The organism is Flavobacterium sp. U410 (assembly GCF_053570605.1).
Genome location: NZ_JBSEFI010000019.1, coordinates 1 through 24,786, shown reverse-complemented (window position 1 = coordinate 24,786; position 24,786 = coordinate 1). Strand labels below are relative to the sequence as shown.

Below are 24,786 nucleotides of genomic sequence, written 5' to 3'. Positions count from 1 at the left end.
TTTAAGAATTCTTTAATTAGAAAGCACAGCAAATGAAAAAGTCAGGCAAAAAGATATTTCGATTTTTAACTTTGTTTTCACTGGCTATTATATTCTATATAATATTTGTTGTTTTAATTTCATATATTCCTGTAAATTCTGATATTCCGCTTAAAAGTCTTGCTCGTCCGGTTCCGATTTATATTTTATCAAATGGTGTCCATACGGATATAGTCGTTCCTGTTAAAAACGAAATTCATGACTGGTCACAAAAGATAAAATTTACGGATGTAAAAGCTCAAAATCAAGATTATGAATACATCGCATTCGGTTGGGGCGATAAAGGTTTTTATTTAGACACACCTACTTGGTCTGATTTGAAAACCAGTACTGCACTTAAAGCAGTTTCCGGATTTAATTCTACAGCTATGCATGTTACTTTTTATACCAAACTGCAGGAGAATGAAAATTGTATTAAGTTGTTTGTTTCTCAATCGAGCTATAAAAAATTAATCCGTTTTATTCAAGATTCCTTCCAATTAGAAAATGATAATTTTTCTAAAATAGAAACCAATGCCGTTTATGGTCTTCATGATGCTTTTTATGAGGCAAAAGGAAGATATAGTCTGTTTTACACTTGCAATACATGGGCTAATCAAGCTTTAAAAGCGGCAAACAAGAAGGCTGCGTTATGGACTATTTTTGACTTTGGGATTTTTCAGCATTATAAGTGAAATCGTACCCAATAGATCCGTTTTTTTCTTTTAAAATAAACGAAGTCTAAACTTCAAATTGTCAATAACTTCTATTGATGTAGCTTTTATTTTTTAGGCAGAAATGCTATATTGCACAAAATCCAAAGTTTATCTATGCAAGAGCAAAATCAATACACCGAAGACAATATACGTTCACTCGAGTGGCAAGAGCATATCCGTATTCGTCCGGGTATGTATATTGGTAAACTAGGCGATGGTTCTACTCCCGATGATGGTATCTATATTCTTCTAAAAGAGGTTTTAGATAACTGTATCGACGAATTTGCTATGGGTGCTGGTAAAACTATTGAAGTAACCATTAAAGATCGTTTGGTTACCGTTCGTGATTATGGTCGTGGAATTCCTCTTGGAAAAGTGGTCGACGTGGTGTCTAAAATGAATACCGGAGGTAAATACGATTCTAAAGCCTTCAAAAAATCAATTGGTTTAAATGGTGTAGGTACCAAAGCAGTAAATGCACTTTCTACTTTTTTCCGTGTAGAATCGGTACGTGATAACCAACAAAAAGCTGCGGAATTCTCAGCTGGTATTTTAACGCAAGAAGAAGATGTAGCCGAATCGACAAAACGTCGTGGAACGAAAGTTTCCTTCATTGCCGATGATACCATCTTCAAAAACTACAAATACCGTAACGAGTATGTAGAAAAAATGTTGAAAAACTACACGTATTTAAATCGTGGGTTGACCTTATACTACAACGGTGAAAAGTTTTATTCAGAATACGGATTAAAAGATTTATTAGACGAAAATATTCTTGAAGAAGAAAGAGTGTATCCAATCATACATTTAGAAGGAGACGATATTGAAATAGCCATTACGCATAGTAAAACGCAATATTCAGAAGAATATTATTCTTTCGTAAACGGACAAAATACGACACAGGGAGGAACACATCTAGGAGCTTTTCGTGAAGCAGTAGTTCGAACGTTAAAAGAGTTTTACAATAAAAACTTTGAGGCGTCTGATATTCGTAAATCGATTGTGGCAGCAATTGCTATTAAAGTTGAAGAACCTGTTTTTGAATCGCAAACGAAAACCAAATTAGGTTCTACTGATATTGGTCCAAAAGGACCTACGGTTCGTACGTTTGTTAATGATTTTATCAAAACGAAATTAGATAACTTTTTACATAAAAATCCGGAAGTTGCCGATGCTTTACTTCGTAAAATATTACAAGCAGAGCGGGAACGTAAAGAACTTTCCGGTATTCGTAAATTAGCGAAAGAACGTGCTAAAAAAGCAAGTTTACACAATAAAAAATTACGCGATTGTCGTGTGCATTTGCCCGATACTAAAAATCCTCGTTACTTAGAAAGTACACTTTTTATTACTGAGGGTGACTCGGCTTCGGGTTCCATTACTAAAAGTCGCGATGTGAACACGCAAGCGGTTTTCTCACTTCGTGGTAAGCCTTTGAATTCGTACGGAATGAGTAAAAAAATTGTGTACGAAAACGAAGAATTCAATTTGTTGCAAGCGGCTTTAGACATTGAAGAAGATTACGATAATTTGCGTTACAACAACATTGTAATTGCAACTGACGCCGATGTCGATGGAATGCACATTCGTTTGTTGTTGATAACGTTTTTCTTGCAATTTTTTCCCGAATTAATCAAAGAAGGCCATTTGTATATTTTGCAAACGCCTCTGTTCCGTGTGCGAAACAAAAAAGAAACCATTTATTGTTATAGTGATGAGGAGCGAATAGCGGCTATCGAGAAATTGAAACCAAAACCCGAAATCACACGATTCAAAGGATTAGGGGAAATTTCGCCCGATGAATTCAAACATTTCATTGGTCAAGATATTCGATTGGATCCGGTGATGCTCGATAAAGCCATGTCAATTGAAAAATTACTAGAGTTTTACATGGGGAAAAACACACCAGACCGACAAGAGTTTATCATTCACAATTTGAAAGTGGAATTAGATACCGAAGAAGAGTTACTAAAAAGCAATTAACTGTCAACTGTCAACCCGATAACTGACAACTGAAATATGAGTGAAGAAAATCAAAATATAAACCCGGACGATAATCCAAATTTTGAACCTGAAAATCAGGAGCAAGTCGAAAATTCCGATTCAATTACCAAGGTAACCGGAATGTATAAAGACTGGTTTTTGGATTATGCCTCTTATGTTATTTTAGAACGTGCCGTTCCGGCAATTGAAGACGGATTCAAGCCTGTGCAACGTCGTATTATGCATTCCATGAAAGAATTGGATGACGGACGTTATAACAAAGTGGCAAATATCATTGGTCACACTATGCAGTATCACCCTCACGGAGATGCGAGTATTGGTGATGCTATGGTAAATATTGGTCAAAAAGAATTATTGATTGATTGCCAAGGAAACTGGGGAAATATCTTAACAGGTGATGGTGCGGCTGCTCCGCGTTATATTGAAGCACGTTTGAGTAAATTTGCTTTAGATGTGTTGTTTTCGCCTAAAGTAACCGAATGGCAGTTGAGTTATGACGGACGTAAGAACGAACCCATTCATCTTCCGGTTAAGTTTCCGTTGCTGTTGGCACAAGGAGGAGAAGGTATTGCGGTAGGTTTGTCAACCAAAGTATTGCCACACAATTTCAATGAGTTAATTGATGCTTCTATCAAAATATTAAAAGGAAAGCCTTTTACCTTATATCCCGATTTTCCAACAGCGGGAATCGCTGATGTTTCCAATTATAACGAAGGAATGCGCGGCGGACGTGTGCGTGTGCGTGCCAAAATTTCGCAGTTAGATAAATCGACTTTAGTGATAACCCAAATTCCGTTTGCGACAGATACGACCAAATTAATTGATAGTATTTTGAAAGCGAATGAAAAAGGGAAAATCAAAATCAAGAAAATCGAAGATAATACTGCTGCTGAGGTTGAAATTTTAGTACACCTTCCGGCTGGTGTTTCGCCCGATAAAATGATTGACGCTTTGTATGCTTTTACCGATTGCGAATCGTCAATTGCGCCATTAGGTTGTGTTATCGAAAATTGTAACAAACCCTTGTTTATAGGTGTTTCCGATATGTTGAAGATTTCGACAAATCGTACACTAAACATCTTAAAAAGGGAGTTGGAAATCCAATTGGATGAGTTGGAAACCAAATGGCATTTTTCAAATTTGGAAAAAATATTCATTCGCGAAGAAATGTATATCGATTTCAAATTGTATAGCGACAGAGAGTCTTTGTATCGCTATTTATACGAAAGATTTGAACCTTTCAAAGAAATCTTAATTCGTGAAATTATTGATGAAGATCTACAGAAGCTAACCCAAATTCCGATGATTCGTATCACGCGATTCGATTCGGATAAGGCAGATGATGCAATTGCTAAATTAGAAGCAGAGATTGAACAAGTAAAACATGATTTAGATCATTTGATTGATTTTGCGATTGCTTATTTTACGAAGCTAAAAGAAAAATACGGAAAAGGTCGTGAGCGCCAAACTGAACTAAGAAGTTTTGATACTATTGAAGCGACCAAAGTGGTTTTGCGTAACACCAAATTATATGTCAATAGAGAAGAAGGTTTTATAGGAACCGGATTGAAAAAAGATGAATACGTTTGTGACTGTTCTGATATTGACGATGTGATTGTCTTTTTGCGCGATGGTAAAATGATGATTACTAAAGTGGATGACAAAAAATTCGTGGGAAAAGATATTATTCATATTGCGGTTTTTGACAAAAACGACAAGCGTACAATTTATAATATGATTTATCGCGATGGTAAAAACGGAGCTTCGTTTATCAAACGATTCAATGTTTCGGGAGTAACTCGTGATAAAGATTATGATTTAACGCAAGGCAAACCGGGTAGTCAAGTTTTGTATTTTTCTGCGAATCCGAATGGAGAAGCCGAAGTAGTGACTATTTTGTTGCGTCAGGTAGGAAGTGTTAAAAAGTTGAAATGGGATATTGACTTTGCCGATATTATGATTAAAGGAAGAAGTTCCAAAGGAAATACCGTTGCTAAATACCCGATTAAGCGTATTGAACTGAAAGAAAAAGGAATTTCAACACTTCGTCCACGAAAAATTTGGTTCGACGATACCGTGCAGCGTTTGAATGTAGATGGTAGAGGTGAGTTGTTAGGCGAATTTAAACCTAACGATCGTTTGTTAGTCATTTCACAAACAGGGAAATTGAAAACGATTATTCCAGAGTTAACAACGCATTTTGATGAAGATATGATTGTTCTGGAAAAATGGAAACCTAACAAACCTATTTCTGCGATTTATTATGATGGTGAAAAAGAACGTTATTATGTCAAACGATTTTTAATTGAAAATGAGAACAAAGAAGAGCTCTTTATTTCAGAACACGAGAAGTCGCAATTAGAAATTGTTTCCACTGATTGGCGTCCGGTAGCCGAAGTGATTTTTGCCAAAGTAAAAGGCGTTCAAAAAGAAACCATTACGGTAGATTTAGAGCAATTTATATCAGTTAAAGGAATAAAAGCTTTAGGAAATCAGTTGACAACCGATAAAATCAAACAGATTAACTTACTGGAATCTTTGCCTTTTGAAGAACCAGTTGAACCGGAACCTGAAAAAATGGAAGTTACCAATGAAGAAAACGTTTCGGAAGATATCAAAACCGATTTAGAAGACGACGGTCAAATAACATTGAGTTTAGATTAAATAAAATGAAAAGCCCAAACTAGTTTGGGCTTTTCATTTTATTAAAGATAAATTTACACAGTCTGTTTTTAATAATTTTTTCATAATGTTTTAGTGACTATTTTGTAAGAATAAGGAAATGTTATTTTAATCTGCTGGGCATAGCTTTGCGACTAATTAATTAACTACAAAACCTTATGAAAACAAACACTAAATTAACTTCAATTCTTGCATTTGCAAGTGTAATTGTAGCTTGTAATCAGGATGATAACTCATCTACAGTTACAGAACCTGTTTTACAGCCCGTTTTGGCTAGTCATTCACAAACTCCGGTTTTTTTATCAAAAGGAACGGGTTTTGAAAATCTTGAAATTTATTCTTTATTAAGCTCAGAAGATCAACTAACAGATTCTCCTGAATTTGTTTACGGTTCAATGGCTGATGGTGCCGGATTGTTAAGAAATGATGATGGGACTTTTACTTTGATTAACAATATAGAAGCCGATTACTCAATTGCTAGAATTTCGTTAGATCAAACTTTTAAACCTGTAAAAGGAGAATATATTTTGAATGCTGCAGCTACGGCTAGTACAGCAATGTGTTCAGGAACTTTAATTACACCTCAGGAACATGGTTTTGGTCCGTTATATTTATCTGGTGGAGAATGGGGCGGATCGTCTAAAAATGTTTTCGCAACAGATCCATTCAGAAATGCAGAAGATGCAGAATTAGGAACTGTTTTACCGGCTTTAGGACAGTGGGATACAGAAAATGCAGTGCCTCTTGGTAAAGATGCTTACTCAGATAAAACTGTGATTTTAATTGGTGATGATAAATCGGATAATACAACACCAAAAGGACAATTAGCAATGTATGTTGGTAATAGAGGAGACTTAGCGGGAGGAAAATTATATGGACTAAAAGTAACTACTGCAGGGGTAACTTACGAAATGGATATGCAAGAAGGTCAATCATACAATGTTGAGTTTGTAGAGTATACAGAAAGAACCTATAATGAATTAGAAGATGAGTCAGCTGCATTAGGAATTATGGGGTTCTCAAGAGTTGAAGATATTGATTATAGAAAAGGTTCTGCAGCTAATAACAGAGAATTTTATTTTGCAGTTACGGGGCGTAAAAGCAGTGGTTTAGTAGGTAAAGGAACGGCTTATGGGCGTGTGTACAAAGTGGTTTTAGATGCAAATAATCCATTATCAGGAACAATTACTTGTGTGCTAGATGGAGACAATGCTGCAGGTGTAGCAAAAGAATTTCACAGTCCGGATAACGTATGTGTAACTAAAAATTATGTGTACATACAAGAAGATCCAAATGGTTATTTTGATAATGCAGATAAAACACACTTTGCTCGTTTATACCAATACAATATTCAAACCGGAGCTTTAAAAGTAGTTTTAGAATGTAATCAAAATGCTGCTGAAACGGCAGGTTATGGTTTGGCTTCTAGTTTTTGGGAATTGACAGGAATGATTGATATTTCTGAGCAAGTAGGGATTGAAGGGACATTCTTAATTATGACACAAAATCACGGTTGGACAGATGCTGGATTTACAGATGTTAACGCTAATCCTAACTCTACATCAAACGAAGGAAGTGTTTTACATATAATCAAAGGGTTAGAAAGATAAAATGAAGAAAAATTTAGTTATCTCCTTTTGCAAAAAGGCTATATGTTTATATAGCCTTTTTGCATGTTTGATTAGTTGTTCTGAAAAGAAAGAATTTGATCAAAAAGAAGAAAAAGTAGTTTTAGAACAATTTTATAAACAACAGTTACAAAACTCATTTTCACAGTTAGATTCTATTGCATTAGTCTCCGGATCTACAGCAAAAAAGCAACACTTTTGGAAAGCACGAAAGGCATTTAAAACAATAGAACCGCTTTTAGCTTTTATAGATTATGAGAACTATAATTATTTGAATCAAGCTAATTTGACGAAAATAGATGAAGAAGATGCTACATCTATAAAAATTAAAAATCCTGTAGGCTTTCAGGTTATAGAAGAACTATTGTATGATGATGCATCAGAAGCAAAAGATTTAAAAGAACAAGTTCATAAAACAAGTCAAAGATTGAAATTCATTCATAAGAATCATTCGTTTCGATTTTTGAAAAACCATCAGGTGCTATGGATAATACGAGATGGATTTTTAAGAACTTCACTATTAGGAATTACCGGATTTGATGTGCCGGAAACCTCTAAGACATTAGAGGAAGTAAGTTGGGTTTACGATGGAATTTCAGAGATCATTACAATTTATAAAAACCAGTTTCAACATGAGGAACTGTTTGATAAATGGCAAAAAGAGATTAAAAAAACGCAAAAACAGTTGGCTAATTCTACTTTTGAAACGTTTAATTATTATCAATATTACAAGCAAGAAGTTCACCCTAAACTTAGTTTGTGGCAAGAAACCGTTAAGGATTGGCAAGTACAATTTCCTTTTAAGCAAGCAATAGCTTATAATGCTGATAATTTATTTACTAATGAAACTTTTAATGTTGGCTATTTTATGGATAAGCCTAATTTTCAGTTGGAGAATAATGAGGTTGAACTGGGGAAAAAATTATTTGAAGACACTAGTTTGTCAGAAAGTGGAAAGTTGAGTTGCGCAACGTGTCACCACAAAGAATTGCATTTTACAGATGGTTTAGCTCAATCTAAAGGAACCACTAGAAACTCACCAACATTATTTTATGCAGCTTTACAAAAAGGTTTTTTCCATGATAAACGTACGGGGAGTTTAGAAGGACAAATTATTGATGTTGTGGAAAATCCTAATGAGTTTCATACGAGCTTAAACACTATAGAATTAAAAGTTAAAGAGCAAAAGGAATATCAACAGGTATTCCGGAAAATATTTGGGAAAGAAGTTACGAATGTATTAATTCGTGAGGCTATTGCTTCTTATATTGCCTCTTTGAGTCCGTTTAATTCTAAGTTTGATCAAAGTATGCAAAGTGATGCAGTGGTGTTGACTGAACAGGAGATTAACGGATTTAATGTTTTTATGGGAAAAGCAAAATGTGCAACCTGTCATTTTGCTCCACTTTTTAATGGTACTGTTCCTGTGGCTTATAAAGAATCGGAATTGGAATTATTAGGTGTTCCTATGACAAAAGATACCTTAAATCCGGTTTTAGATGATGATTTAGGACGATATAATTTGTTTAAAACAGAACAACGCAAGTACTTTTTTAAAACACCAACGGTACGGAATAGTGCCGGAACAGCTCCGTATATGCACAATGGTGTGTATACAACTTTAGAAGAGGTGGTTGATTTTTATAATAAGGGAGGCGGACAAGGTTTAGGGTTTGATCTGGAATTTCAAACGCTGCCTTTTGACCAGTTGGAGTTAACAAATGAAGAGCAAAAGAATTTGGTGTTATTTTTGCAAACTTTGACTGATAATTTGAATTGATTTGGTATTCAGTTATATAACTTTTTACAATACTAAAAAGATTAAAGATAAATTTACAATAATGAATAATCTTAACATTTTCTTATTGATATTGTAAGGATAATTAAAGCTAATACTTGAAAATCTATACTACCTTGCCCTAAGGAATGTTCCACTTATTATAGGAAACAAATAAGAGGTATTGAACCGAAAATTGTTGTTGTTATTTTTCGAAACCCATGAGTGTAAAAACTTGTGGGTTTATTTTTTGATGCAAAAAGTTATATTTAGCCGTGGTTGTAGCAAAGTACCGCGTACTGCGAAAAACGCGATGACTAGTGAATAGAAAATAAAAAAGTCGGCTCCTAAAAAAAAACCGACTTTACAATATATTGTGAAAAGTGACTATTTTATTTTTACTGCTTTTCCGCGTTGTTTTTTGGAATCGCCCACAAAAGCATATTCAAAAGTGTAACCATCGGAATGAGTACTTAAAATTTTCATGTGAATAGCTTTGGTTTCAGCTCTGTTTTTGGGGTGAAGTTTTTGGAGAACAAATTCACAATCGTTAATCCAGCGAACAGAAGAAGTATCGGTTTTTCCACGAAAGGTTTCAATCTGTAGCGAATCGTTGCGTTCAAAAACAGAACGTTCTGTCTTTCCGTCAATTTCTTCAGAAAATTCGAAAGTACCGGTTTTAAAATCCGTGCAATTGCGTTCTTGATTATAACAAGAGGCTAGAAGTAAAGGAATAAATAGAATTAGTTTTTTCATTTTAAGAAAACATGTAATCTTTATTGTAGCTTTTTTAGTTCATCATCAGTAAAATGCTTTATACTTTTTTCCTGAGAAAACTTGTTGGAATTGTAATCTTTTGATTGGTTTTTAGGAATGGATAAACTATTCCATTCTGTTTCTTTCAGTAATTTAGCATAGAAGACAATTTGTCCCACGTGATAAGGATAATGGGCTAATTGCCTATTAATAGCATCTACAACGGTATGACCTTGATTGCGGATGTATACAATTTGGGTTAAATCTTCAGGTTGTAGACTTTGAAGTGTATTTAAAAAAACATCCCAGCCTTTATTCCAAAAGGATATTAATTCTTCTTTTGAATTGAAATCATTTTCAAATTCAGCATCGCGATCTCGCCATTCTTTTTCGCCGTCTGTAACTAAGAAATCAGTCCATCGGGAAAGCATATTTCCTGTCAAATGTTTTACAATGACAGCAATGGAGTTTGTATTCTCATTATAAGCTACAAACAACTGATCTTCATGAATTTGATCCATAGCTTTTTCAGCTAATGTTTTGTAATAAAGCATTTGCTTGTAAGCGCTTTCCAAATAGTTATGATTGATCTCCATCGAATAAGCTTTTAACAAGAGTATTAATTCCTTTGAAAATTAAATACATGGCAAAACCACAAATCACAATACCTAAACCTAAAACATAAGGATATAGCGGATGTTTTTGATTTTTAAAAGCACTATTGATCACCACTGGTCCTATGAAAAGCAAAGGCAGGGTAAAGGCTAATATTTTAATACCTTTGTAAAGTAATTTTCGGTTGGTTCTTGTTGCCATTAAAATGTTAAATTAAAACCAACACCATTTTGATTGGTAATCAATTTAACATCAAAGTTATACCCCAATGTTTTTTCCTTTTTAGGTAATGAAGCATTGTATAAATCAACACTTTCTTGTACTCGTTTTTTGTTGCCTGATAAAATAGGAATAGAAATCCCGGCAACTACCACACCTGCAACTGTTAAAACTTTTGGATAACTTCTGTTGTCTGTAGTAAGCCCCATCACTGCATCGGCAACACATAATCCGATACCTGAAGCTAATAAAATACCACCAATAGATTGACGTGTTTTAGCTTTGTTATATAATGATAAGGCTTCTGAATTTGCAGACAAAACATTTTTAATTTGATGTTTGTAAACCAAAGTATCATTTACAAAAAATTTGTTATCTTCATATTTAATTTCCTGAGCGAAAGCTAATCCTGTAAATAAAAAGCAAAGAGCAAATAAGACAGTTTTCATATTGTTGTGGATTTTTAAGTTATTTATAGATTAAAATTTTGAATGGCATTGCGAACGTTTCCGTATTTTTCTAATAATTCCTGAGCTTTTTCATAAGGAACTCCAAGTTCTTCAACTAACATTTTAGCCCCTCGGTCAACTAATTTATTGTTACTCAGTTGCATATCAACCATTTTGTTTCCTTTCACTCTTCCCAATTGTATCATGGTTGTGGTGGAAATCATGTTTAAGACCAATTTTTGAGCAGTTCCTGCTTTCATTCGGCTGCTTCCGGTTACAAATTCCGGTCCGACAACTACTTCAATAGGATATTGAGCAACTTGCGCCAATGAACTTCCGGCATTACAAGTAATACATCCTGTGGTAATATTGTTCGCATTACATTTTTCTAAACCGCCTATAACATAAGGTGTTGTTCCTGAAGCTGCAATTCCAATAACCACATCATTTTCAGTGATTTTGCAGGCTTGTAAATCTTCCCAAGCTTGTTCGGCATCATCTTCGGCAAACTCAACTGCACGTCTTATGGCAGTATCACCACCGGCAATTAAACCGATAACCCAGTCAAATGGTACACCAAATGTAGGTGGACATTCTGAAGCATCAACAATCCCTAACCGACCAGAAGTTCCCGCACCGATATAAAACAAACGACCTCCTTTTTTCATTTTTTCTACCACAACTGCCACTAATCTCTCAATTTGCGGAATGGCTTTTTCAACAGCTAACGGAACGGTTTTGTCTTCATTGTTAATATTATGCAACAAATCAGAAACCGACATTTGTTCTAAATGATTGTATTTTGAGGCTTGCTCTGTAGTTTTGGTAAAATTCATAGGTTATACAAAGTTGTATTGTTCCAAAGTTACAAAGAATTTTTACATAAAATACGCCAAAATGATCCCTAAGATAATTACACTCAATTTTGCCAAATTAAACTTGTGTCCTTCACTACTTTCAAAAATAATAGTAGAAGAGATATGAAATAGAATCCCAATTACAATTCCTGAAATTTCAGTGTAGTAATGGGTTAAAAAGTCTAAGTTTTCGGCTAAAAAGGTTCCTGTAGGCGTCATAAATGCAAAAACAAGCATAAAGAAAAATACTGTTTTGGGTTGTAAATGAGCATTCACAAAAAAAGAGGTTAAGATAATAGCAATAGGGAAGTGGTGTATTGCAATTCCATAAGCTAAATGATTATCTGAACTAATAGGCATTCCTTCTAGTAATGCATGAATACATAAACTAAAAAAAAGCAGCCAAGGCATTTTGTGTAAGTTATCGTGCGTGTGAACGTGTCCGTGTTCGGCGCCTTTTGAAAAGTATTCTAAAATGATTTGGAACACAATACCAATCATAATGTAAATCCCTACAGCACTGTGATGGTGGTGATGGTGTCCTTCACTATGATGTAAATCGGCTTCATATACTTCAGGAAGTAAATGCATTACCGTTAATGAAAGTAAAAACGATCCGCTAAAGGCTAATAACAGCTTTAAATTTCTTTTGTCTTTAGGTTTTAAGAATAAGGCAACCGCATAACCTAAAAGAACCGAGAAAAGTGGAAATATATATATAGAGTAAGGCATATAGTTTTATTGGAAAATCATAATTAAACGTTCTGATTGAGTTTTGTAGAATTTTTGCAATTTGTAGTTGCCAAAAATATCCAGTAGATAAATTCCGGCTTCTTCCATCATTTTTTCAAAATCTTCTAAACGCAAAGCTTGTACTTTTTCAAAGTAGCGATGCTGTTCGCCATCGGCAAAAAAATCAATTTCTTTAATAATGTGGTTGTTTTCAACATAGCGTTTGATGTGAAATTCAATACCATCAACCGTTTTTGTTTCTTGCGGAACTAAATTTTCAATCACATAATCAGCATTCATAAAATCAATACAGGCAAATCCGGTTTCGTTCAAACTGGAATGAATGGCTTTCAATGTTTTTAAATTGTCTGCATCATCTTCAAAATAACCAAAACTGGTAAATAAATTGAAAATAGCATCATATTTTTCTTCACACTGCACACGCATATCGTGTACTTTGAAATGAAGTTTGCTATTCGCAAATTCTGATGCCGCTGCAATACTGTTTTCTGACAAGTCAATTCCGGTGACATCATAACCTAAAGAATTCAAATAAATGGAATGACGACCTTTACCGCAAGCCAGATCTAATATTCTAGCTTCTTCAGGTAAATTTAAATATTGCGTCAAATTATCCATGAAGTGCTGTGCATCAGTATCGTCACGGTCTTTATATAAAATATGGTAATAAGGCGTGTCAAACCATGAAGCATACCATTTTGATTGTGGATTGTTTGGAGTAGACTGCTCAGGTGATATTTTAGACATTAATTCGTTATCAAAAGGGTTAAACATGCAAATTTAATGTATTTTTGCAAATCTATAAGCATTGAAAGAATCGAATGGAAAACTTTAGTATGATTGCCAAAACTTTTTTTGGCTTTGAAGAAATTTTAGCAAAGGAATTACAACAATTAGGAGCCCAAAAAGTGGAACAAGGAACCCGAATGGTGAGTTTTGTGGGTGATAAAGGGTTTATGTACAAAGCAAATTTAGCTTTGCGAACTGCTTTAAAAATTCTAAAGCCGATAAAAAAGTTCAAAGCATTCAATGAAAAAAGTTTGTACGAAGGCATAAAAAGTATGGATTGGTCCAATTATTTGAACGAAAATCAAACTTTTGTAGTGGAAACTACGTTGCATTCGGAGCTATTCACTCACAGTCAGTTTGTGGCGTTAAAAACGAAAGATGCTATTGTAGACCAATTTAGAGAACTGAACGGCAAACGTCCTAGTATAGATAAAGAATTTCCGGATTTACGCATTCATGTTCATATTGATCGCGATTTGTGTACGGTTTCTATTGATACTTCAGGAGCATCATTGCACCACAGAGGGTATAGAACAGCAACTAATATTGCACCTATCAACGAAGTTTTAGCTGCGGGAATGTTGTTGCTTTCGGGTTGGGAAGGAAATTCTCATTTTTTAGACCCTATGTGTGGAAGTGGAACTATTTTGGCCGAAGCCGCTATGATTGCGTGTAATATTCCGGCGAATATCAACAGAAAAGAATTTGCCTTTGAACGTTGGAAAGATTGGGACAGCGAATTGTTTGATAAAATCTTAGAATCGTTGTTGAAAAAAACCAAAGAGTTTCATTACACCATAACCGGTTATGATAAAGCACCAAGTGCTGTAAATAAAGCGAAAGATAACATTAGAAATGCAAATTTAGAAGAATACATAAGCATTCGTCATGATAATTTCTTTGAAACCAAAAAAATGACTGAAGGACCGTTACACATGGTATTCAATCCGCCGTATGGAGAGCGTTTAGATATTGAAATGGAGCGTTTTTACAGAGAAATTGGTGATACATTAAAACATGGTTATCCTAACACTAATGCTTGGTTTATTACCGCTAATTTAGAAGCCTTGAAATTTGTGGGTTTAAAACCTTCAAGAAAAATAAAACTTTTCAATGGAAAACTTGAAGCGAGATTGGTAAAATACGAAATGTACGAAGGAAGCAAGAGAGCAAAATTCAACGACTTTTCAAATTAACCAACGATTAATTTTTAAATCAAAAAATGATGAGTAAAAAAACGAAAGCCTTTTTATACAATTTAGCCGGATTTATTGCCTTTTATTTACCAACATTACTAATTGGTACAAAAGTTTTTAAACTAGAAGGTTTTGCTCCAAAAATTATAGCTTTTGTAGTTTCTATAGTTTTAGCACCTAAGTTTCAATATATGAAAACAGCGGAAGGAGATAAAATTTTTATGAAATGGTTATTCATTAAAGGAGTAAAAGAAATAGAGTAAATTATAATCTATTTTTAATTTCCTGAATAAGTTCTTCGGTTGTGAACTGAGTGGTAATTAAACTACAGTTTTTATTGCCATAAGGTTCATATCTACTAGGATCAGTAACGTGAAATAAGCCAATAGTTGTAGTTCCGCTTGCTGTGGATAAGTGCATCATTCCACTGTCAGCACCGATAAAAATAGCTGTATTTGCCATAAAAGCTGTAATTTCTCTAATATCTTTGCTGTAATAAGTCGGCGCTTTGCGTTGAATTTGAGAAACATCTTCAACCGGAAGAATTTCAACAATATTGTAGTCTGTAAATTTGGCTATCATAGCTGAATATAAAGTATTCCACCATTCTTCAGAATAGCATTTATCGCCCGTTGCAAAAGTAAAAATTGCAATTGTAGGTTTGCTTTGATTAGGAATAATTCCGTTAAGTTTATTTCTTCCTTTTTGTAATTCTTCCGGTGAAAGTTGTAAAGACAAAACAGGAATACTTTCGTGAGCTATTGTTCTTCCTGATTTTTCTAAATAAGCCCAAAAGTTGTAAACCGGAAATTTTGAAAAATGTTCGTAATCTGAAAGGTTTTGATATGAATTGTTTTCAATTTGCCCGTAAAATTTATAGGTTGCTCTTGCTGCTTTAGTAGCTAAACGCCCGGAAGAAGAACCTTTATTGGTGTTGATAACTAAGTCATATTTCTTGAAACGGATTTTAAACCACGTTCTGAAATATTGAAATAACTGTTTGAAGTGTTTTTTGGGTAAACATAAAATTTCGTCTACTTGCGGATAGGTTTCAAAAACAACATTTGCAACTGTTCCTTTTACAAATAAATCGATTTTTACATCCGGGAACTGATTGGAAATTTCTTGAATTAAGGGTGTAATCAATAAAGTGTTTCCTAATCTATGGTTTGGGCGTACAACCAAAACTCTTTTAGGAGTAAATCCTTCTTTTAAAAAGATATTTTCGCCTAAATCTTGCGTTAAACCTTTGGTTAATTTTCTTCTGTAAACATTAATTCTGGCTAAAACACTCATAAAAAAGGGGTTGGTGCTGCCAAATTTACAATTTTTTTAAAATAGAAAAATGAAAAAGCAAATTCTTAACTTTAAGGAAACAATAGAGGCTTTATAATTCCTCTTTTAATCATTGTTTCTTTTTGTAGACCGGTATAAAATAGCTTAGAGTATAGTTGAATCCGGCACCAAATTTACCTTCATAGGTTCTGTTATATCCCGGAATAAAAAGGTTGTCAAAGTTATCCGGTTTTTTATTAGAGATTAAATAATTCAAACGAACAGAGAAACCAAGAAAAATATTGTTGAATAATTTTGCTTTAACACCGCCTATAATTTCAATCCAACTGGCACTTAATCCATCAAATTTTCGGTTAGGAGATAGAGTGTTTTCTCCATAATAATTAGTTGGATCGTAAATAGTATAGGTATTTAAATTTTGAGAAAAAGAACTGATTCCAACACGCATTCCGGTGTAGATCATATTTTCCATATCTAACCAGTTCTCATAAGCATTGTAGTCGAAACCAATCTTTAAATAGGATCCGTTAGTTGTAAAATTGAAACGATCGTCATCAGTGATTTTTTCTTCGTTACCAATTTCAGCTGCAGCATAGAATTTTTGGGTTAAACGATAGTCACCAACGAGTTCTAAACCTTTATAATTACTATCGTAGAACGATTTTGATAAACGATGTAAATCAATACCTAAGCGCAAACCATAACGCTGCGGATAAGTTTTGATAGAATCTTGTTCTTGCGCATAGAATTGGGTTACCAATAGCAATGCAATAAAACTAAAAATATATTTTAACGTGTACTTCATCTTCATTGGTTATGCTAGGTTGTTCAATAGAGTAATTATTAATCCAATTGTTGGAATTTAAGGTAACCGTATTTAACGTAAAATTAGTTTTGTAGCCACAAGCTCTTGAAATATAAATATCTTCACGAGAGTATTCAAAAGTGATTTCGTCAACAATTTGACTTGTGTCTCCATAGTTAAACTTAAATTCAAATTGAGAAATATCCTCAAAAGTTTTTAATGGAATCTTAATTGTATTGTCATTCGTTAAATAACGTGCTTCATTATCACTACTTAGATTACTATTGAAAACAACACCTTTTCCAGTTCCTAATTCTTCAACTCTTAAATTAGTTACATTTTTTAATACCGTATTATCGGTAGCGTCATAAAATTCAATAACTAATTGAGGTGTAGTTACAGTTCCATCGGCACAAAGGTCATCTTTTTCACAATTCCAAAAGGAAATAGCAAAAACGAGTAGTAAGCAAGTGACAATATATTTTTTCATAAAATTTTTTTTAATCTCTTTTTTCCAAAAGTACAACATTTTCTACATGGTGCGTTTGCGGAAACATATCTACAGGTCTCACACGGATAACTTTATATTTTTCATCCATCAAAGCTAAATCTCTAGCCTGAGTAGCGCTGTTACAACTTACGTAAACTACGCGTTTTGGAGCAATTTTCAAAATTTGTTCTACCACATCTTTATGCATTCCATCACGCGGTGGATCAGTGATAATTACATCAGGTTGTCCGTGTGTAGCAATGAATTCGTCATTAAATACATTTTTCATGTCGCCCACAAAGAACTCACAATTTGTAATAGCATTACGAGTAGCATTGGCTTTTGCATCTTCGATAGCTTCAGGAACTGCTTCAACACCAATTACTTTTTTGGCTTTTTTGGAAACAAATTGCGCAATAGTTCCGGTTCCAGTATATAAATCGTAAACCAATTCTTCTCCGGTTAATCCGGCAAATTCGCGAGTAACTTTATACAATTCATACGCTTGATCTGAATTGGTTTGGTAGAAAGATTTAGCATTAATACTAAAATGTAAACCTTCCATTTCTTCTAAAATGTAGTCGCGACCTTTGTATAATTTAATGTCTTGGTCATACAATGTATCATTCGCTTTGCTGTTAATCACATAAAGCAACGAAGTGATTTCCGGAAAACGTTCGGCAACGAAATTTAACAACAATTCGCGATTTTCTTTGTCTTCATGATAAAACTGTACCAATACCATGATTTCTCCGGTAGAAGCCGTTCTGATCATCAAAGTACGCAAGAAACCTTCCTGATGACGAGCATCAAAGAAAGTCAATCCTTTTTCGGTTGCAAATTTTTTAATTTCATTTCGGATAGCATTAGAAGGATCTTGTTGTAAATGACATTTTTCAATGTCTAAAATTTTATCCCACATTCTGGGAATATGAAAACCAAGAGCATTTTTAGATTCAAATTCGACACCACTTCTAATTTCTTCATCGGTCATCCAACGAGCATTAGAAAAGCCAAACTCCATTTTATTACGGTAAAAGAACTGTTTTTCAGAACCTAAAATTGCTTCAAATTCAGGCAATTCAATTTTCCCGATGCGTTTTAGATTATTAGCAACTTCTTGATTTTTATAGAATAATTGACGGTCATACGACATATTTTGCCATTTACACCCACCACAAGCACCAAAGTGTTTACAAACGGGTTCCACTCGATAAGAAGATAGTTGATGCTGATTGGTAGCTTTACCTTCGTAATATGCTTTCCGTTTTTTAGTCGTTTGAATATCTACTACATCACCCGGTACAACATTTGGAACAAAAATAACTTTACCATCAGGTGCTTTAGCTACGCAAACTCCTTTTGCGCCAGCGTCTAAAATTTCTATGTTTTCAAAAACAATTCGTTCAGTGCGTCTTTTTCCCATAGCGCAAAAATAAAGTATTGCTTTTGATATTTTGTTTTTTAGCTTAAAAAAAGTAATTGTAACTATAAGATTGCTCTCAACTCAATTGGTTTTTTTGTATTTTTGCTAACAACAAGGATGATTTCTCTCCGAATTAAGAAGGAATTGCGATTTATTTAATTCAAAATTAAAAAAATGTCAGTTTTAGAAAAAATCAGTTCAACAGAAGCTATTGCTTTAGAAAATCAGTATGGAGCTCATAACTACCATCCGTTACCCGTTGTGTTGAGCAAAGGAAAAGGTGTTTTTGTATGGGATGTAGAAGGAAAAAAGTATTATGATTTTCTATCAGCATATTCTGCGGTTAACCAAGGGCATTGTCATCCTGATATTATTGAGGCTTTAACCACGCAAGCACAAACATTAACCTTAACTTCCAGAGCATTTTATAACGATAAGTTAGGGGTTTACGAAAAATTTGTGAGCGAATATTTTGGTTTTGATAAGGTTTTACCAATGAATACAGGTGCTGAAGCCGTTGAAACAGCCATCAAAATTTGTAGAAAATGGGCTTACGAGAAAAAAGGAATTGCCGAAAATGAAGCTCAAATCATTGTTTGTGAAAATAACTTTCACGGTAGAACAACCACTATTATTTCTTTTTCAAATGATGAAAATGCGAGAAAGAATTTCGGTCCGTATACTGCAGGGTTTGTCAAAATACCTTATGATAATATTGAAGCTTTGGAACAAGCAATTGCTTCATCGTCAAATATTGCCGGTTTCTTGGTAGAACCTATTCAAGGTGAAGCCGGAGTTTACGTTCCTACTGAAGGCTATTTGGCAAGAGCAAAAGAGTTGTGTGAAAAGCACAATATTTTATTTATCGCAGACGAAGTACAAACAGGAATTGCTCGTACCGGAAAATTATTAGCAGTACAACATGAAAATGTACAACCCGATGTTTTAATCCTGGGAAAAGCTATTTCCGGTGGTGTTTATCCAGTTTCAGCAGTGTTGGCAAATGATGAAATTATGAATGTGATTCATCCGGGACAACACGGTTCAACTTTTGGAGGAAATCCGTTGGCTGCGGCTGTAGCAATTGCGGCTTTAGAAGTGGTGGAGAATGAGAAATTAGCCGAAAATGCAGAAAGTCTGGGTAAAATTTTCAGAGAGCAATTAGACGTTTATATTCAAAATAGTTCTATTGCAACTTTAGTTCGTGGAAAAGGATTGTTAAACGCCGTTGTGATTAACGACACGGAAGAAAGCGATACCGCTTGGAATATTTGCATGAAATTGGCTGAAAATGGATTGTTAGCTAAACCAACTCATGGTAATATTATTCGTTTTGCGCCGCCTTTGGTCATGACCGAAGAACAATTATTAGATTGTGTTTCTATAATTACAAAGACTCTTCAAGAATTTGAAAAATAAAAAAACAATAACGTTTTTATAGATATTTATCATTAAAACCCTTGCTTTCAAAAAGTAAGGGTTTTATTTTTTTAAAAATTGAATATTGAATTGTTGAGATAGTAATTTTAACGGTATGTATTTTAGAACATTCATCACTTTTATTTTCCAAATTGAAATACACAATAAGTATTTTTAAAATTAATAGAATATCATAATTATTATATGTGAGATTATTATTTTCCTTAGAAAATAAGGAGAAGTATAGGAACAAAAAATGTTTAGTTAGTTTAATTATTAAATTTCACAATTTTTTTTCAAAGTAATATTTTATGATTTTAAAAAATATTTATGTTAAAATAGTTACAATTTTATGTTTTGAAAGAAAAAGAGGTTAATTTGGTTGACTAATTAATAAATCTTATATTTTATGAAAATTTTTTTTGTTTCATTAGCCTTAACTGTTTTTTTAATTTCATGTTCTAATGAAGATTCGGGTTTAGCTACACCAGAGAATAAATTATTAAACAAAACGAGTGAAATTTCTAACACTACAAATGAGACCGCTAGATTATTTGGAGGTGGATCCATTAGTTTCGGAATAGGAAGGACATCTAGAAATTGTGGTGGATTAGGAATTTGTAGAATAAATAAAGTTAGCGTAATAATTGAAGATTATACAATAACATGGACAAATCAAAATAGAACTGTTAATTGTAATTATCAAAAGATTGACGATAATAATTTTTACTTATTAATTGATAGATCAATCGTAGATGAGTTAAGAGAAATCGAAAGAGGTGATAATTTCATATTTGAAGAGAGTTTTACTTTTGATGATGTAACTACTAGTACAATAGAAGTTACGAGGGGGTTCAATGTAGCTGCTGGTAGTTATCCAATTGCTTTTGATGAAGAAAATGATATCTATAAAATCCTTCTTACTAATTCTCGTTAATTAGTGTTTTACTATAAATTAAGAAAAGATTTAGGATAATCTTTTCTTAATTTTGTTTAAAAAATAGTATTATGGTTATACATAAAAACAAATTTTTTATTTTTTGCATTCTATTTATCTTTCAGCTAACGATTGCTCAAAAGAATAAAGCACTATTTGAATTTCAGAATACTGAAAGTGTAGATAATTTTTTAAAGAAAATGAAGTACAAAGTAAACTATGAAGATGTATATATTTTTAGAAGTTTTGATGGTTTTTTTGAATATAACAAAAATGGTTATCTGAAAGGTCCTATTATTTATGTATTTAATTCGGAAGGATTTTTTCTCGAAGATATAACTCCTTTAGAGGTTGAAGAAAAATTGTCTAATTTTAAAAGAATTGAAAAAAGAGCAAAAAAAGGAGCAGTTACTATAGAAGAATGGTTCTCTAAAATAGAGAATTTTAAAGATCATCAAATTACTGAAAGAAGTAGTGATTTTGATTATTACTTTGTTTTAAATTGGGCTATTTTTTTCAATAAGCCCGATAGTATAAATGAACTTTTTAAATGGTATGATGTCCTAAGAAGACAAAAAGAGCAAGGGCAAAATATACAAATTATTCTTTTAAATATGGACTTACAAGACTCGTGGAATCTATCTCCGGAGAAGAAATCCAGTATACTTAGTCAAGTGAATAGATGAAAAATTATTTTATTATAATAGCTTTATACTTATTAAGTACTTCTGTATTTGCACAGAAAAGTGAAAATCAAATTGAAAACGACACAAATTTTAATTCGCAGAAAAAAATACAGATTTCAAACGTTACAATAGAAACGTTTAAACAGTTGGTCAATAAATCTGATAAAAAAAATAAAATAATATACTTTATAAGTAATAACTGTTCTTCATCAGTAGAATTTACTCCTCTTTTATATGAAATATATAACAATCAGAAGACTAAAGATTTTGAATTATTTGTGATATCAACGAAAGGAAAAAATCATTTTGATAAACTTTATAATTATCTCTTCTACAATGGTTATTATTTCCCTGTTTTTCTTATTTCAAAAAGTAATTCAAAAGAAGTTTTGAAAGAATTATGTTCAAGCTGTCAACAAAAATTTATGGGATATGGAAATTTTTTTGCTTTGAATGAGTTTAATGAGTTAATAATTCAAACAGATTTTAATTTTACTATGGAAGAGAAGTTAGAACAGATTAAAAAAATCATTGGAATAGAATAAATATTAAATGATAGTACATTGTTAATCAAATAATACAAGCAACCATTTTTGATCCTAACTGTTTTTTGAAATTTTTTACTTCAACGTATATTGTCTCTTAGCTATATAGTCCTTTATCAAAATATTCCTCTCTTTTATTATCACCGTTGCGTTTTTTGTTAAAACAAGCATTGGACTGTATTTTCTTGCCAGCATATATTTTTTTCAAGTCTAGGATATATTTAAAAACATATTCATACTATAATAATATAGTTTTTATCTAGCTTTACTGTATATAAAATACGTTTTTCATAAATGATATATTAAATAAAAGTTAATAAGATGTTTTTAACACAGAAAGATGTAACAAATATGATAAAAGTACGTCTATTCTGTATCATCAATCTTTAATCATTTAAATTTTATATCATGAAAAAAACGATCAGTTATCTAGGTTTAGCTTTTGTATTATGTACAACAGCAGTTGAGGCTTCTAATGTTAATCTTTTACATTCTAAAACTTATGAAATGTATTATGATGCAAATCCGTTATGTGCAGCAATAAGTAAAGGAGATTTAAAAGCAGTTAGTATAATGATTGATTATGGTGCAGATATTAATGAGACATCGTCCAGAGGAATGACACCTTTAATGTATGCAGCCATTTACAACAATACAGAGATTATTAAATTGTTAGTTGAAAAAGGGGCAAGACTAGGAATAAAAGACAATAGAGGTTTTACAGCTCTAGATCACGCAAAGGCAAGCGAGTCAATGGAGGCAATAGAATTGTTATCAAATGCTATGGCTAAGAAATAAATATTAATTTTGTTAAGGTAAAAAGGCAACTCTCAAGAGTTGCCTTTTTTATGTTATTTGAAATAAGAAAAACTTTCGTTGTTCTCTATTTTTAGTAAACTTTTGTAAATCAATTGAATCACATGTTCTACATCTTCACGGTGAACCATTTCCACTGTTGTATGCATATAACGCAAAGGAAGCGAAATCAAAGCAGAAGCGACTCCACCATTACTATACGCAAAAGCATCCGTATCTGTTCCGGTTACTCTTGAAGACGCATGACGCTGAAACGGAATTTCATTTTCAACTGCTGTATCAACAATCATTTCTCGTAAAATATTTTGAGTTGCCGGTGCGTAAGCAATAACCGGTCCACGTCCCATTTTTAAGTCGCCTTCAATTTTTTTATCAATCATTGGAGTAGTGGTATCGTGACAAACATCAGTAACAATAGCAACATTAGGTTTAATAGTTTGCGTAATCATTTCGGCTCCGCGTAATCCAATTTCCTCCTGTACTGAATTCACTACATATAAACCAAAAGGAAGTTGCTTTTTGTTTTCGTGTAACAATCGAGCTACTTCAGCAATCATAAAACCTCCCATACGATTATCAATAGCGCGACAAACAAATTTGTTACCGTTTAAAACTTCAAATTCGTCAGGATAAGTAATAACACATCCTACGTGAATACCAAGTTCTTCAACTTCTTTTTTAGTTTCACAACCACAATCAATAAAAATGTTACTTATTTTGGCACTTTCTTCTTTATCTCTATTACGAGTGTGTATAGCGGGCCAACCAAATACACCTCTAACAATTCCCTTTTTAGTATGGATGTTTACACGTTTAGATGGAGCAATCATATGATCGCTACCTCCATTTCGTATAACATAAATCAAACCGTCTTCTGTAATATAATTGACATACCACGAAATTTCGTCAGCATGCCCTTCAATAACTACTTTATAAGGGGCGTCTGGATTAATAACCCCTACTGCCGATCCATAGGTATCGGTAATGAAAGTATCAACATAAGGTTTTAAATAATCCATCCATATTTTTTGTCCGTTGGCTTCATAACCCGTTGGCGAAGCATTGTTTAAATATTTAGCTAAAAATTCTAGTGATTTTTCATTCAATATGGAACCTGTACTCATAATTTTAAATTTTTGCTAAATTATGAAATAGATTTCGTAGACTAATAATTATTTGTTTATTTTTGATTTGATATTATTAAGGTATGAAAGCGGTTTTATTATTTTCTTTATTATGTTTCTGCAGTGTTACTCAAGCGCAAGAAATTGATACACTAAAAATAACGCGTCAAGATTCGGCTATTGTTTACGCTATAGAATTAGATGAAGTGATAGTGTCCAAAGAAGAAACTGCTCTTGAGGCCGAACGTAAAAAACTACTAATATTAAAGAGAAGAGTTTTTAAAACCTATCCTTATGCAAAAATGACTTCTGAAAAGTTGGTTCAACTCAATGCTACTATGGCAAAGCTAAAAACTAATAAAGAGAAAAAGAAGTATTTTAAAATAGTAGAGAAATATCTTCAACAAGAATTTGAACCACGTTTAAAAAAATTATCTCGCAAGGACGGTCAAATTCTGGTAAAATTAATCTATCGTCAAACTGGCGAAACTACTTTCGACTTAATTAAAAATTACAAAAGTGGTTGGAAAGCCTTTTGGTCAAGTAGTACAGCTAAACTTTTTGACATTAATTTAAAAGAAGATTACCAACCTTTTGATGAAGTAGAGGATTTTCATATTGAAAGTATTTTAGTAACTGCGTTCCGTCAAGGACAATTGGTAAAGCAAGATCCGGCCATCCCTATTGATTTAAAAGAATTAGCAGCTTCTTGGCGAGCTAAAATTGAGAAGGCTAGAGCACAAAAACAAGCGTTAGAGACTAAAATTCAAGATTAATTTCTTT

At 33.0% G+C, this 24,786-nt stretch carries 25 protein-coding genes; 13 read left to right on the top strand and 12 right to left on the bottom strand.

The genetic code is table 11. The features are described 5' to 3' along the window. Positions 1 to 32: 32 nt before the first annotated feature. The 5 genes from ACUSJC_RS12675 (at position 33) to ACUSJC_RS12655 (ending at position 8,828) form a co-directional block, all read left to right on the top strand. On the top strand, positions 33 to 713 hold the full coding sequence (locus tag ACUSJC_RS12675) for a TIGR02117 family protein (RefSeq protein ID WP_449269938.1): 681 nt from the start codon (positions 33 to 35) through the stop codon (positions 711 to 713). A 135-nt stretch (positions 714 to 848) separates the two neighbouring features. Next, positions 849 to 2,717 carry a DNA topoisomerase IV subunit B gene (locus tag ACUSJC_RS12670; RefSeq protein ID WP_449269937.1) on the top strand — a complete coding sequence of 623 codons (1,869 nt, stop codon included), beginning with the start codon at positions 849 to 851 and terminating at the stop codon, positions 2,715 to 2,717. 36 nt (positions 2,718 to 2,753) lie between these two features. After that, a complete protein-coding gene (locus ACUSJC_RS12665) occupies positions 2,754 to 5,402 on the top strand; it encodes a DNA gyrase/topoisomerase IV subunit A (RefSeq protein WP_449269936.1) in 2,649 nt (882 codons plus the stop codon). Between the two features lie 176 nt (positions 5,403 to 5,578). Further along, positions 5,579 to 7,030 carry an alkaline phosphatase PhoX gene (locus tag ACUSJC_RS12660; protein ID WP_449269935.1) on the top strand — a complete coding sequence of 484 codons (1,452 nt, stop codon included), beginning with the start codon at positions 5,579 to 5,581 and terminating at the stop codon, positions 7,028 to 7,030. A gap of 1 nt (position 7,031) precedes the next feature. Continuing rightward, a complete protein-coding gene (locus tag ACUSJC_RS12655; protein WP_449269934.1) occupies positions 7,032 to 8,828 on the top strand; it encodes a cytochrome-c peroxidase in 1,797 nt (598 codons plus the stop codon). A 384-nt stretch (positions 8,829 to 9,212) separates the two neighbouring features. Here the strand turns inward: ACUSJC_RS12655 and ACUSJC_RS12650 are convergent, their stop codons facing one another. Genes ACUSJC_RS12650 through ACUSJC_RS12620 form a run of 7 tightly spaced genes read right to left on the bottom strand, consistent with a single transcriptional unit; the run spans position 9,213 to position 13,221 of the window. Further along, the gene (locus tag ACUSJC_RS12650; protein ID WP_449269933.1) at positions 9,213 to 9,581 is read right to left on the bottom strand and encodes a DNA topoisomerase IV; all 369 of its coding nucleotides are present in this window, start codon (positions 9,579 to 9,581) and stop codon (positions 9,213 to 9,215) included. Positions 9,582 to 9,601: 20 nt separating this feature from the next. Further along, positions 9,602 to 10,177 carry a DUF1572 family protein gene (locus ACUSJC_RS12645; RefSeq protein WP_449269932.1) on the bottom strand — a complete coding sequence of 192 codons (576 nt, stop codon included), beginning with the start codon at positions 10,175 to 10,177 and terminating at the stop codon, positions 9,602 to 9,604. Continuing rightward, positions 10,161 to 10,397, bottom strand: a complete 237-nt coding sequence (locus tag ACUSJC_RS12640; protein ID WP_449269931.1) for a DUF6095 family protein — start codon at positions 10,395 to 10,397, stop codon at positions 10,161 to 10,163. The genes ACUSJC_RS12645 and ACUSJC_RS12640 overlap by 17 nt, the downstream gene beginning before the upstream one ends. Next, positions 10,397 to 10,864: a hypothetical protein gene (locus ACUSJC_RS12635; RefSeq protein ID WP_449269930.1), complete on the bottom strand. Its 468-nt coding sequence runs from the start codon at positions 10,862 to 10,864 to the stop codon at positions 10,397 to 10,399. The genes ACUSJC_RS12640 and ACUSJC_RS12635 overlap by 1 nt, the downstream gene beginning before the upstream one ends. Positions 10,865 to 10,887: 23 nt before the next feature. Continuing rightward, on the bottom strand, positions 10,888 to 11,700 hold the full coding sequence (murQ, locus tag ACUSJC_RS12630) for an N-acetylmuramic acid 6-phosphate etherase (protein ID WP_449269929.1): 813 nt from the start codon (positions 11,698 to 11,700) through the stop codon (positions 10,888 to 10,890). A 42-nt stretch (positions 11,701 to 11,742) separates the two neighbouring features. Further along, positions 11,743 to 12,453: a ZIP family metal transporter gene (locus tag ACUSJC_RS12625; RefSeq protein WP_449269928.1), complete on the bottom strand. Its 711-nt coding sequence runs from the start codon at positions 12,451 to 12,453 to the stop codon at positions 11,743 to 11,745. 6 nt (positions 12,454 to 12,459) lie between these two features. Then, the gene (locus ACUSJC_RS12620) at positions 12,460 to 13,221 is read right to left on the bottom strand and encodes an SAM-dependent methyltransferase (protein WP_449270001.1); all 762 of its coding nucleotides are present in this window, start codon (positions 13,219 to 13,221) and stop codon (positions 12,460 to 12,462) included. A gap of 74 nt (positions 13,222 to 13,295) precedes the next feature. Here ACUSJC_RS12620 and ACUSJC_RS12615 point away from each other — a divergent pair, with 74 nt between their 5' ends. After that, on the top strand, positions 13,296 to 14,459 hold the full coding sequence (locus tag ACUSJC_RS12615; protein ID WP_449269927.1) for a THUMP domain-containing class I SAM-dependent RNA methyltransferase: 1,164 nt from the start codon (positions 13,296 to 13,298) through the stop codon (positions 14,457 to 14,459). Positions 14,460 to 14,485: 26 nt separating this feature from the next. Beyond that, entirely contained in the window at positions 14,486 to 14,722 is a 237-nt protein-coding gene (locus ACUSJC_RS12610) for a hypothetical protein (protein WP_449269926.1), read from the top strand. A gap of 1 nt (position 14,723) precedes the next feature. Here ACUSJC_RS12610 and ACUSJC_RS12605 read toward each other — a convergent pair whose 3' ends face one another. The 4 genes from ACUSJC_RS12605 to rlmD form a co-directional block, all read right to left on the bottom strand. Next, positions 14,724 to 15,755, bottom strand: a complete 1,032-nt coding sequence (locus ACUSJC_RS12605; protein ID WP_449269925.1) for a glycosyltransferase family 9 protein — start codon at positions 15,753 to 15,755, stop codon at positions 14,724 to 14,726. Positions 15,756 to 15,864: 109 nt separating this feature from the next. After that, entirely contained in the window at positions 15,865 to 16,560 is a 696-nt protein-coding gene (locus tag ACUSJC_RS12600) for a DUF6048 family protein (protein WP_449269924.1), read from the bottom strand. Then, on the bottom strand, positions 16,532 to 17,050 hold the full coding sequence (locus ACUSJC_RS12595; RefSeq protein ID WP_449269923.1) for a DUF6452 family protein: 519 nt from the start codon (positions 17,048 to 17,050) through the stop codon (positions 16,532 to 16,534). The genes ACUSJC_RS12600 and ACUSJC_RS12595 overlap by 29 nt, the downstream gene beginning before the upstream one ends. A 10-nt stretch (positions 17,051 to 17,060) precedes the next feature. Continuing rightward, complete coding sequence (rlmD, locus tag ACUSJC_RS12590) at positions 17,061 to 18,476, bottom strand: 23S rRNA (uracil(1939)-C(5))-methyltransferase RlmD (RefSeq protein WP_449269922.1); 1,416 nt, start codon at positions 18,474 to 18,476, stop codon at positions 17,061 to 17,063. 174 nt (positions 18,477 to 18,650) lie between these two features. On the opposite strand from rlmD, the gene rocD reads away from it, so the two are divergent. The 5 genes from rocD to ACUSJC_RS12565 all read left to right on the top strand — a co-directional run bounded on the left by rocD (position 18,651) and on the right by ACUSJC_RS12565 (position 22,861). Beyond that, positions 18,651 to 19,895 (top strand): ornithine--oxo-acid transaminase, encoded by a 1,245-nt coding sequence (gene rocD / locus ACUSJC_RS12585; RefSeq protein WP_449269921.1) that lies wholly within the window; start codon positions 18,651 to 18,653, stop codon positions 19,893 to 19,895. Between the two features lie 409 nt (positions 19,896 to 20,304). Then, positions 20,305 to 20,832: a hypothetical protein gene (locus ACUSJC_RS12580; RefSeq protein WP_449269920.1), complete on the top strand. Its 528-nt coding sequence runs from the start codon at positions 20,305 to 20,307 to the stop codon at positions 20,830 to 20,832. Positions 20,833 to 21,032: 200 nt separating this feature from the next. Continuing rightward, positions 21,033 to 21,518: a hypothetical protein gene (locus tag ACUSJC_RS12575; RefSeq protein WP_449269919.1), complete on the top strand. Its 486-nt coding sequence runs from the start codon at positions 21,033 to 21,035 to the stop codon at positions 21,516 to 21,518. After that, on the top strand, positions 21,515 to 22,063 hold the full coding sequence (locus tag ACUSJC_RS12570) for a hypothetical protein (RefSeq protein ID WP_449269918.1): 549 nt from the start codon (positions 21,515 to 21,517) through the stop codon (positions 22,061 to 22,063). The genes ACUSJC_RS12575 and ACUSJC_RS12570 overlap by 4 nt, the downstream gene beginning before the upstream one ends. Before the next feature lie 408 nt (positions 22,064 to 22,471). Further along, positions 22,472 to 22,861: an ankyrin repeat domain-containing protein gene (locus ACUSJC_RS12565; protein WP_449269917.1), complete on the top strand. Its 390-nt coding sequence runs from the start codon at positions 22,472 to 22,474 to the stop codon at positions 22,859 to 22,861. A 53-nt stretch (positions 22,862 to 22,914) separates the two neighbouring features. Here ACUSJC_RS12565 and ACUSJC_RS12560 read toward each other — a convergent pair whose 3' ends face one another. After that, on the bottom strand, positions 22,915 to 24,003 hold the full coding sequence (locus ACUSJC_RS12560; protein WP_449269916.1) for a M42 family metallopeptidase: 1,089 nt from the start codon (positions 24,001 to 24,003) through the stop codon (positions 22,915 to 22,917). Between the two features lie 83 nt (positions 24,004 to 24,086). Between ACUSJC_RS12560 and ACUSJC_RS12555 the strand changes: the two genes are divergently transcribed. After that, positions 24,087 to 24,779, top strand: a complete 693-nt coding sequence (locus tag ACUSJC_RS12555; protein WP_449269915.1) for a DUF4294 domain-containing protein — start codon at positions 24,087 to 24,089, stop codon at positions 24,777 to 24,779. Positions 24,780 to 24,786 lie beyond the last annotated feature (7 nt).

Coding starts and splice junctions, on each gene's coding strand:
- ACUSJC_RS12675 (WP_449269938.1), top strand. CDS start 33: ATGAAAAAGTCAGGCAAAAAGATATTTCGATTTTTAACTTTGTTTTCA.
- ACUSJC_RS12670 (WP_449269937.1), top strand. CDS start 849: ATGCAAGAGCAAAATCAATACACCGAAGACAATATACGTTCACTCGAG.
- ACUSJC_RS12665 (WP_449269936.1), top strand. CDS start 2,754: ATGAGTGAAGAAAATCAAAATATAAACCCGGACGATAATCCAAATTTT.
- ACUSJC_RS12660 (WP_449269935.1), top strand. CDS start 5,579: ATGAAAACAAACACTAAATTAACTTCAATTCTTGCATTTGCAAGTGTA.
- ACUSJC_RS12655 (WP_449269934.1), top strand. CDS start 7,032: ATGAAGAAAAATTTAGTTATCTCCTTTTGCAAAAAGGCTATATGTTTA.
- ACUSJC_RS12650 (WP_449269933.1), bottom strand. CDS start 9,581: ATGAAAAAACTAATTCTATTTATTCCTTTACTTCTAGCCTCTTGTTAT.
- ACUSJC_RS12645 (WP_449269932.1), bottom strand. CDS start 10,177: ATGGAGATCAATCATAACTATTTGGAAAGCGCTTACAAGCAAATGCTT.
- ACUSJC_RS12640 (WP_449269931.1), bottom strand. CDS start 10,397: ATGGCAACAAGAACCAACCGAAAATTACTTTACAAAGGTATTAAAATA.
- ACUSJC_RS12635 (WP_449269930.1), bottom strand. CDS start 10,864: ATGAAAACTGTCTTATTTGCTCTTTGCTTTTTATTTACAGGATTAGCT.
- murQ (WP_449269929.1), bottom strand. CDS start 11,700: ATGAATTTTACCAAAACTACAGAGCAAGCCTCAAAATACAATCATTTA.
- ACUSJC_RS12625 (WP_449269928.1), bottom strand. CDS start 12,453: ATGCCTTACTCTATATATATATTTCCACTTTTCTCGGTTCTTTTAGGT.
- ACUSJC_RS12620 (WP_449270001.1), bottom strand. CDS start 13,221: ATGTCTAAAATATCACCTGAGCAGTCTACTCCAAACAATCCACAATCA.
- ACUSJC_RS12615 (WP_449269927.1), top strand. CDS start 13,296: ATGGAAAACTTTAGTATGATTGCCAAAACTTTTTTTGGCTTTGAAGAA.
- ACUSJC_RS12610 (WP_449269926.1), top strand. CDS start 14,486: ATGATGAGTAAAAAAACGAAAGCCTTTTTATACAATTTAGCCGGATTT.
- ACUSJC_RS12605 (WP_449269925.1), bottom strand. CDS start 15,755: ATGAGTGTTTTAGCCAGAATTAATGTTTACAGAAGAAAATTAACCAAA.
- ACUSJC_RS12600 (WP_449269924.1), bottom strand. CDS start 16,560: ATGAAGTACACGTTAAAATATATTTTTAGTTTTATTGCATTGCTATTG.
- ACUSJC_RS12595 (WP_449269923.1), bottom strand. CDS start 17,050: ATGAAAAAATATATTGTCACTTGCTTACTACTCGTTTTTGCTATTTCC.
- rlmD (WP_449269922.1), bottom strand. CDS start 18,476: ATGGGAAAAAGACGCACTGAACGAATTGTTTTTGAAAACATAGAAATT.
- rocD (WP_449269921.1), top strand. CDS start 18,651: ATGTCAGTTTTAGAAAAAATCAGTTCAACAGAAGCTATTGCTTTAGAA.
- ACUSJC_RS12580 (WP_449269920.1), top strand. CDS start 20,305: ATGAAAATTTTTTTTGTTTCATTAGCCTTAACTGTTTTTTTAATTTCA.
- ACUSJC_RS12575 (WP_449269919.1), top strand. CDS start 21,033: ATGAAGTACAAAGTAAACTATGAAGATGTATATATTTTTAGAAGTTTT.
- ACUSJC_RS12570 (WP_449269918.1), top strand. CDS start 21,515: ATGAAAAATTATTTTATTATAATAGCTTTATACTTATTAAGTACTTCT.
- ACUSJC_RS12565 (WP_449269917.1), top strand. CDS start 22,472: ATGAAAAAAACGATCAGTTATCTAGGTTTAGCTTTTGTATTATGTACA.
- ACUSJC_RS12560 (WP_449269916.1), bottom strand. CDS start 24,003: ATGAGTACAGGTTCCATATTGAATGAAAAATCACTAGAATTTTTAGCT.
- ACUSJC_RS12555 (WP_449269915.1), top strand. CDS start 24,087: ATGAAAGCGGTTTTATTATTTTCTTTATTATGTTTCTGCAGTGTTACT.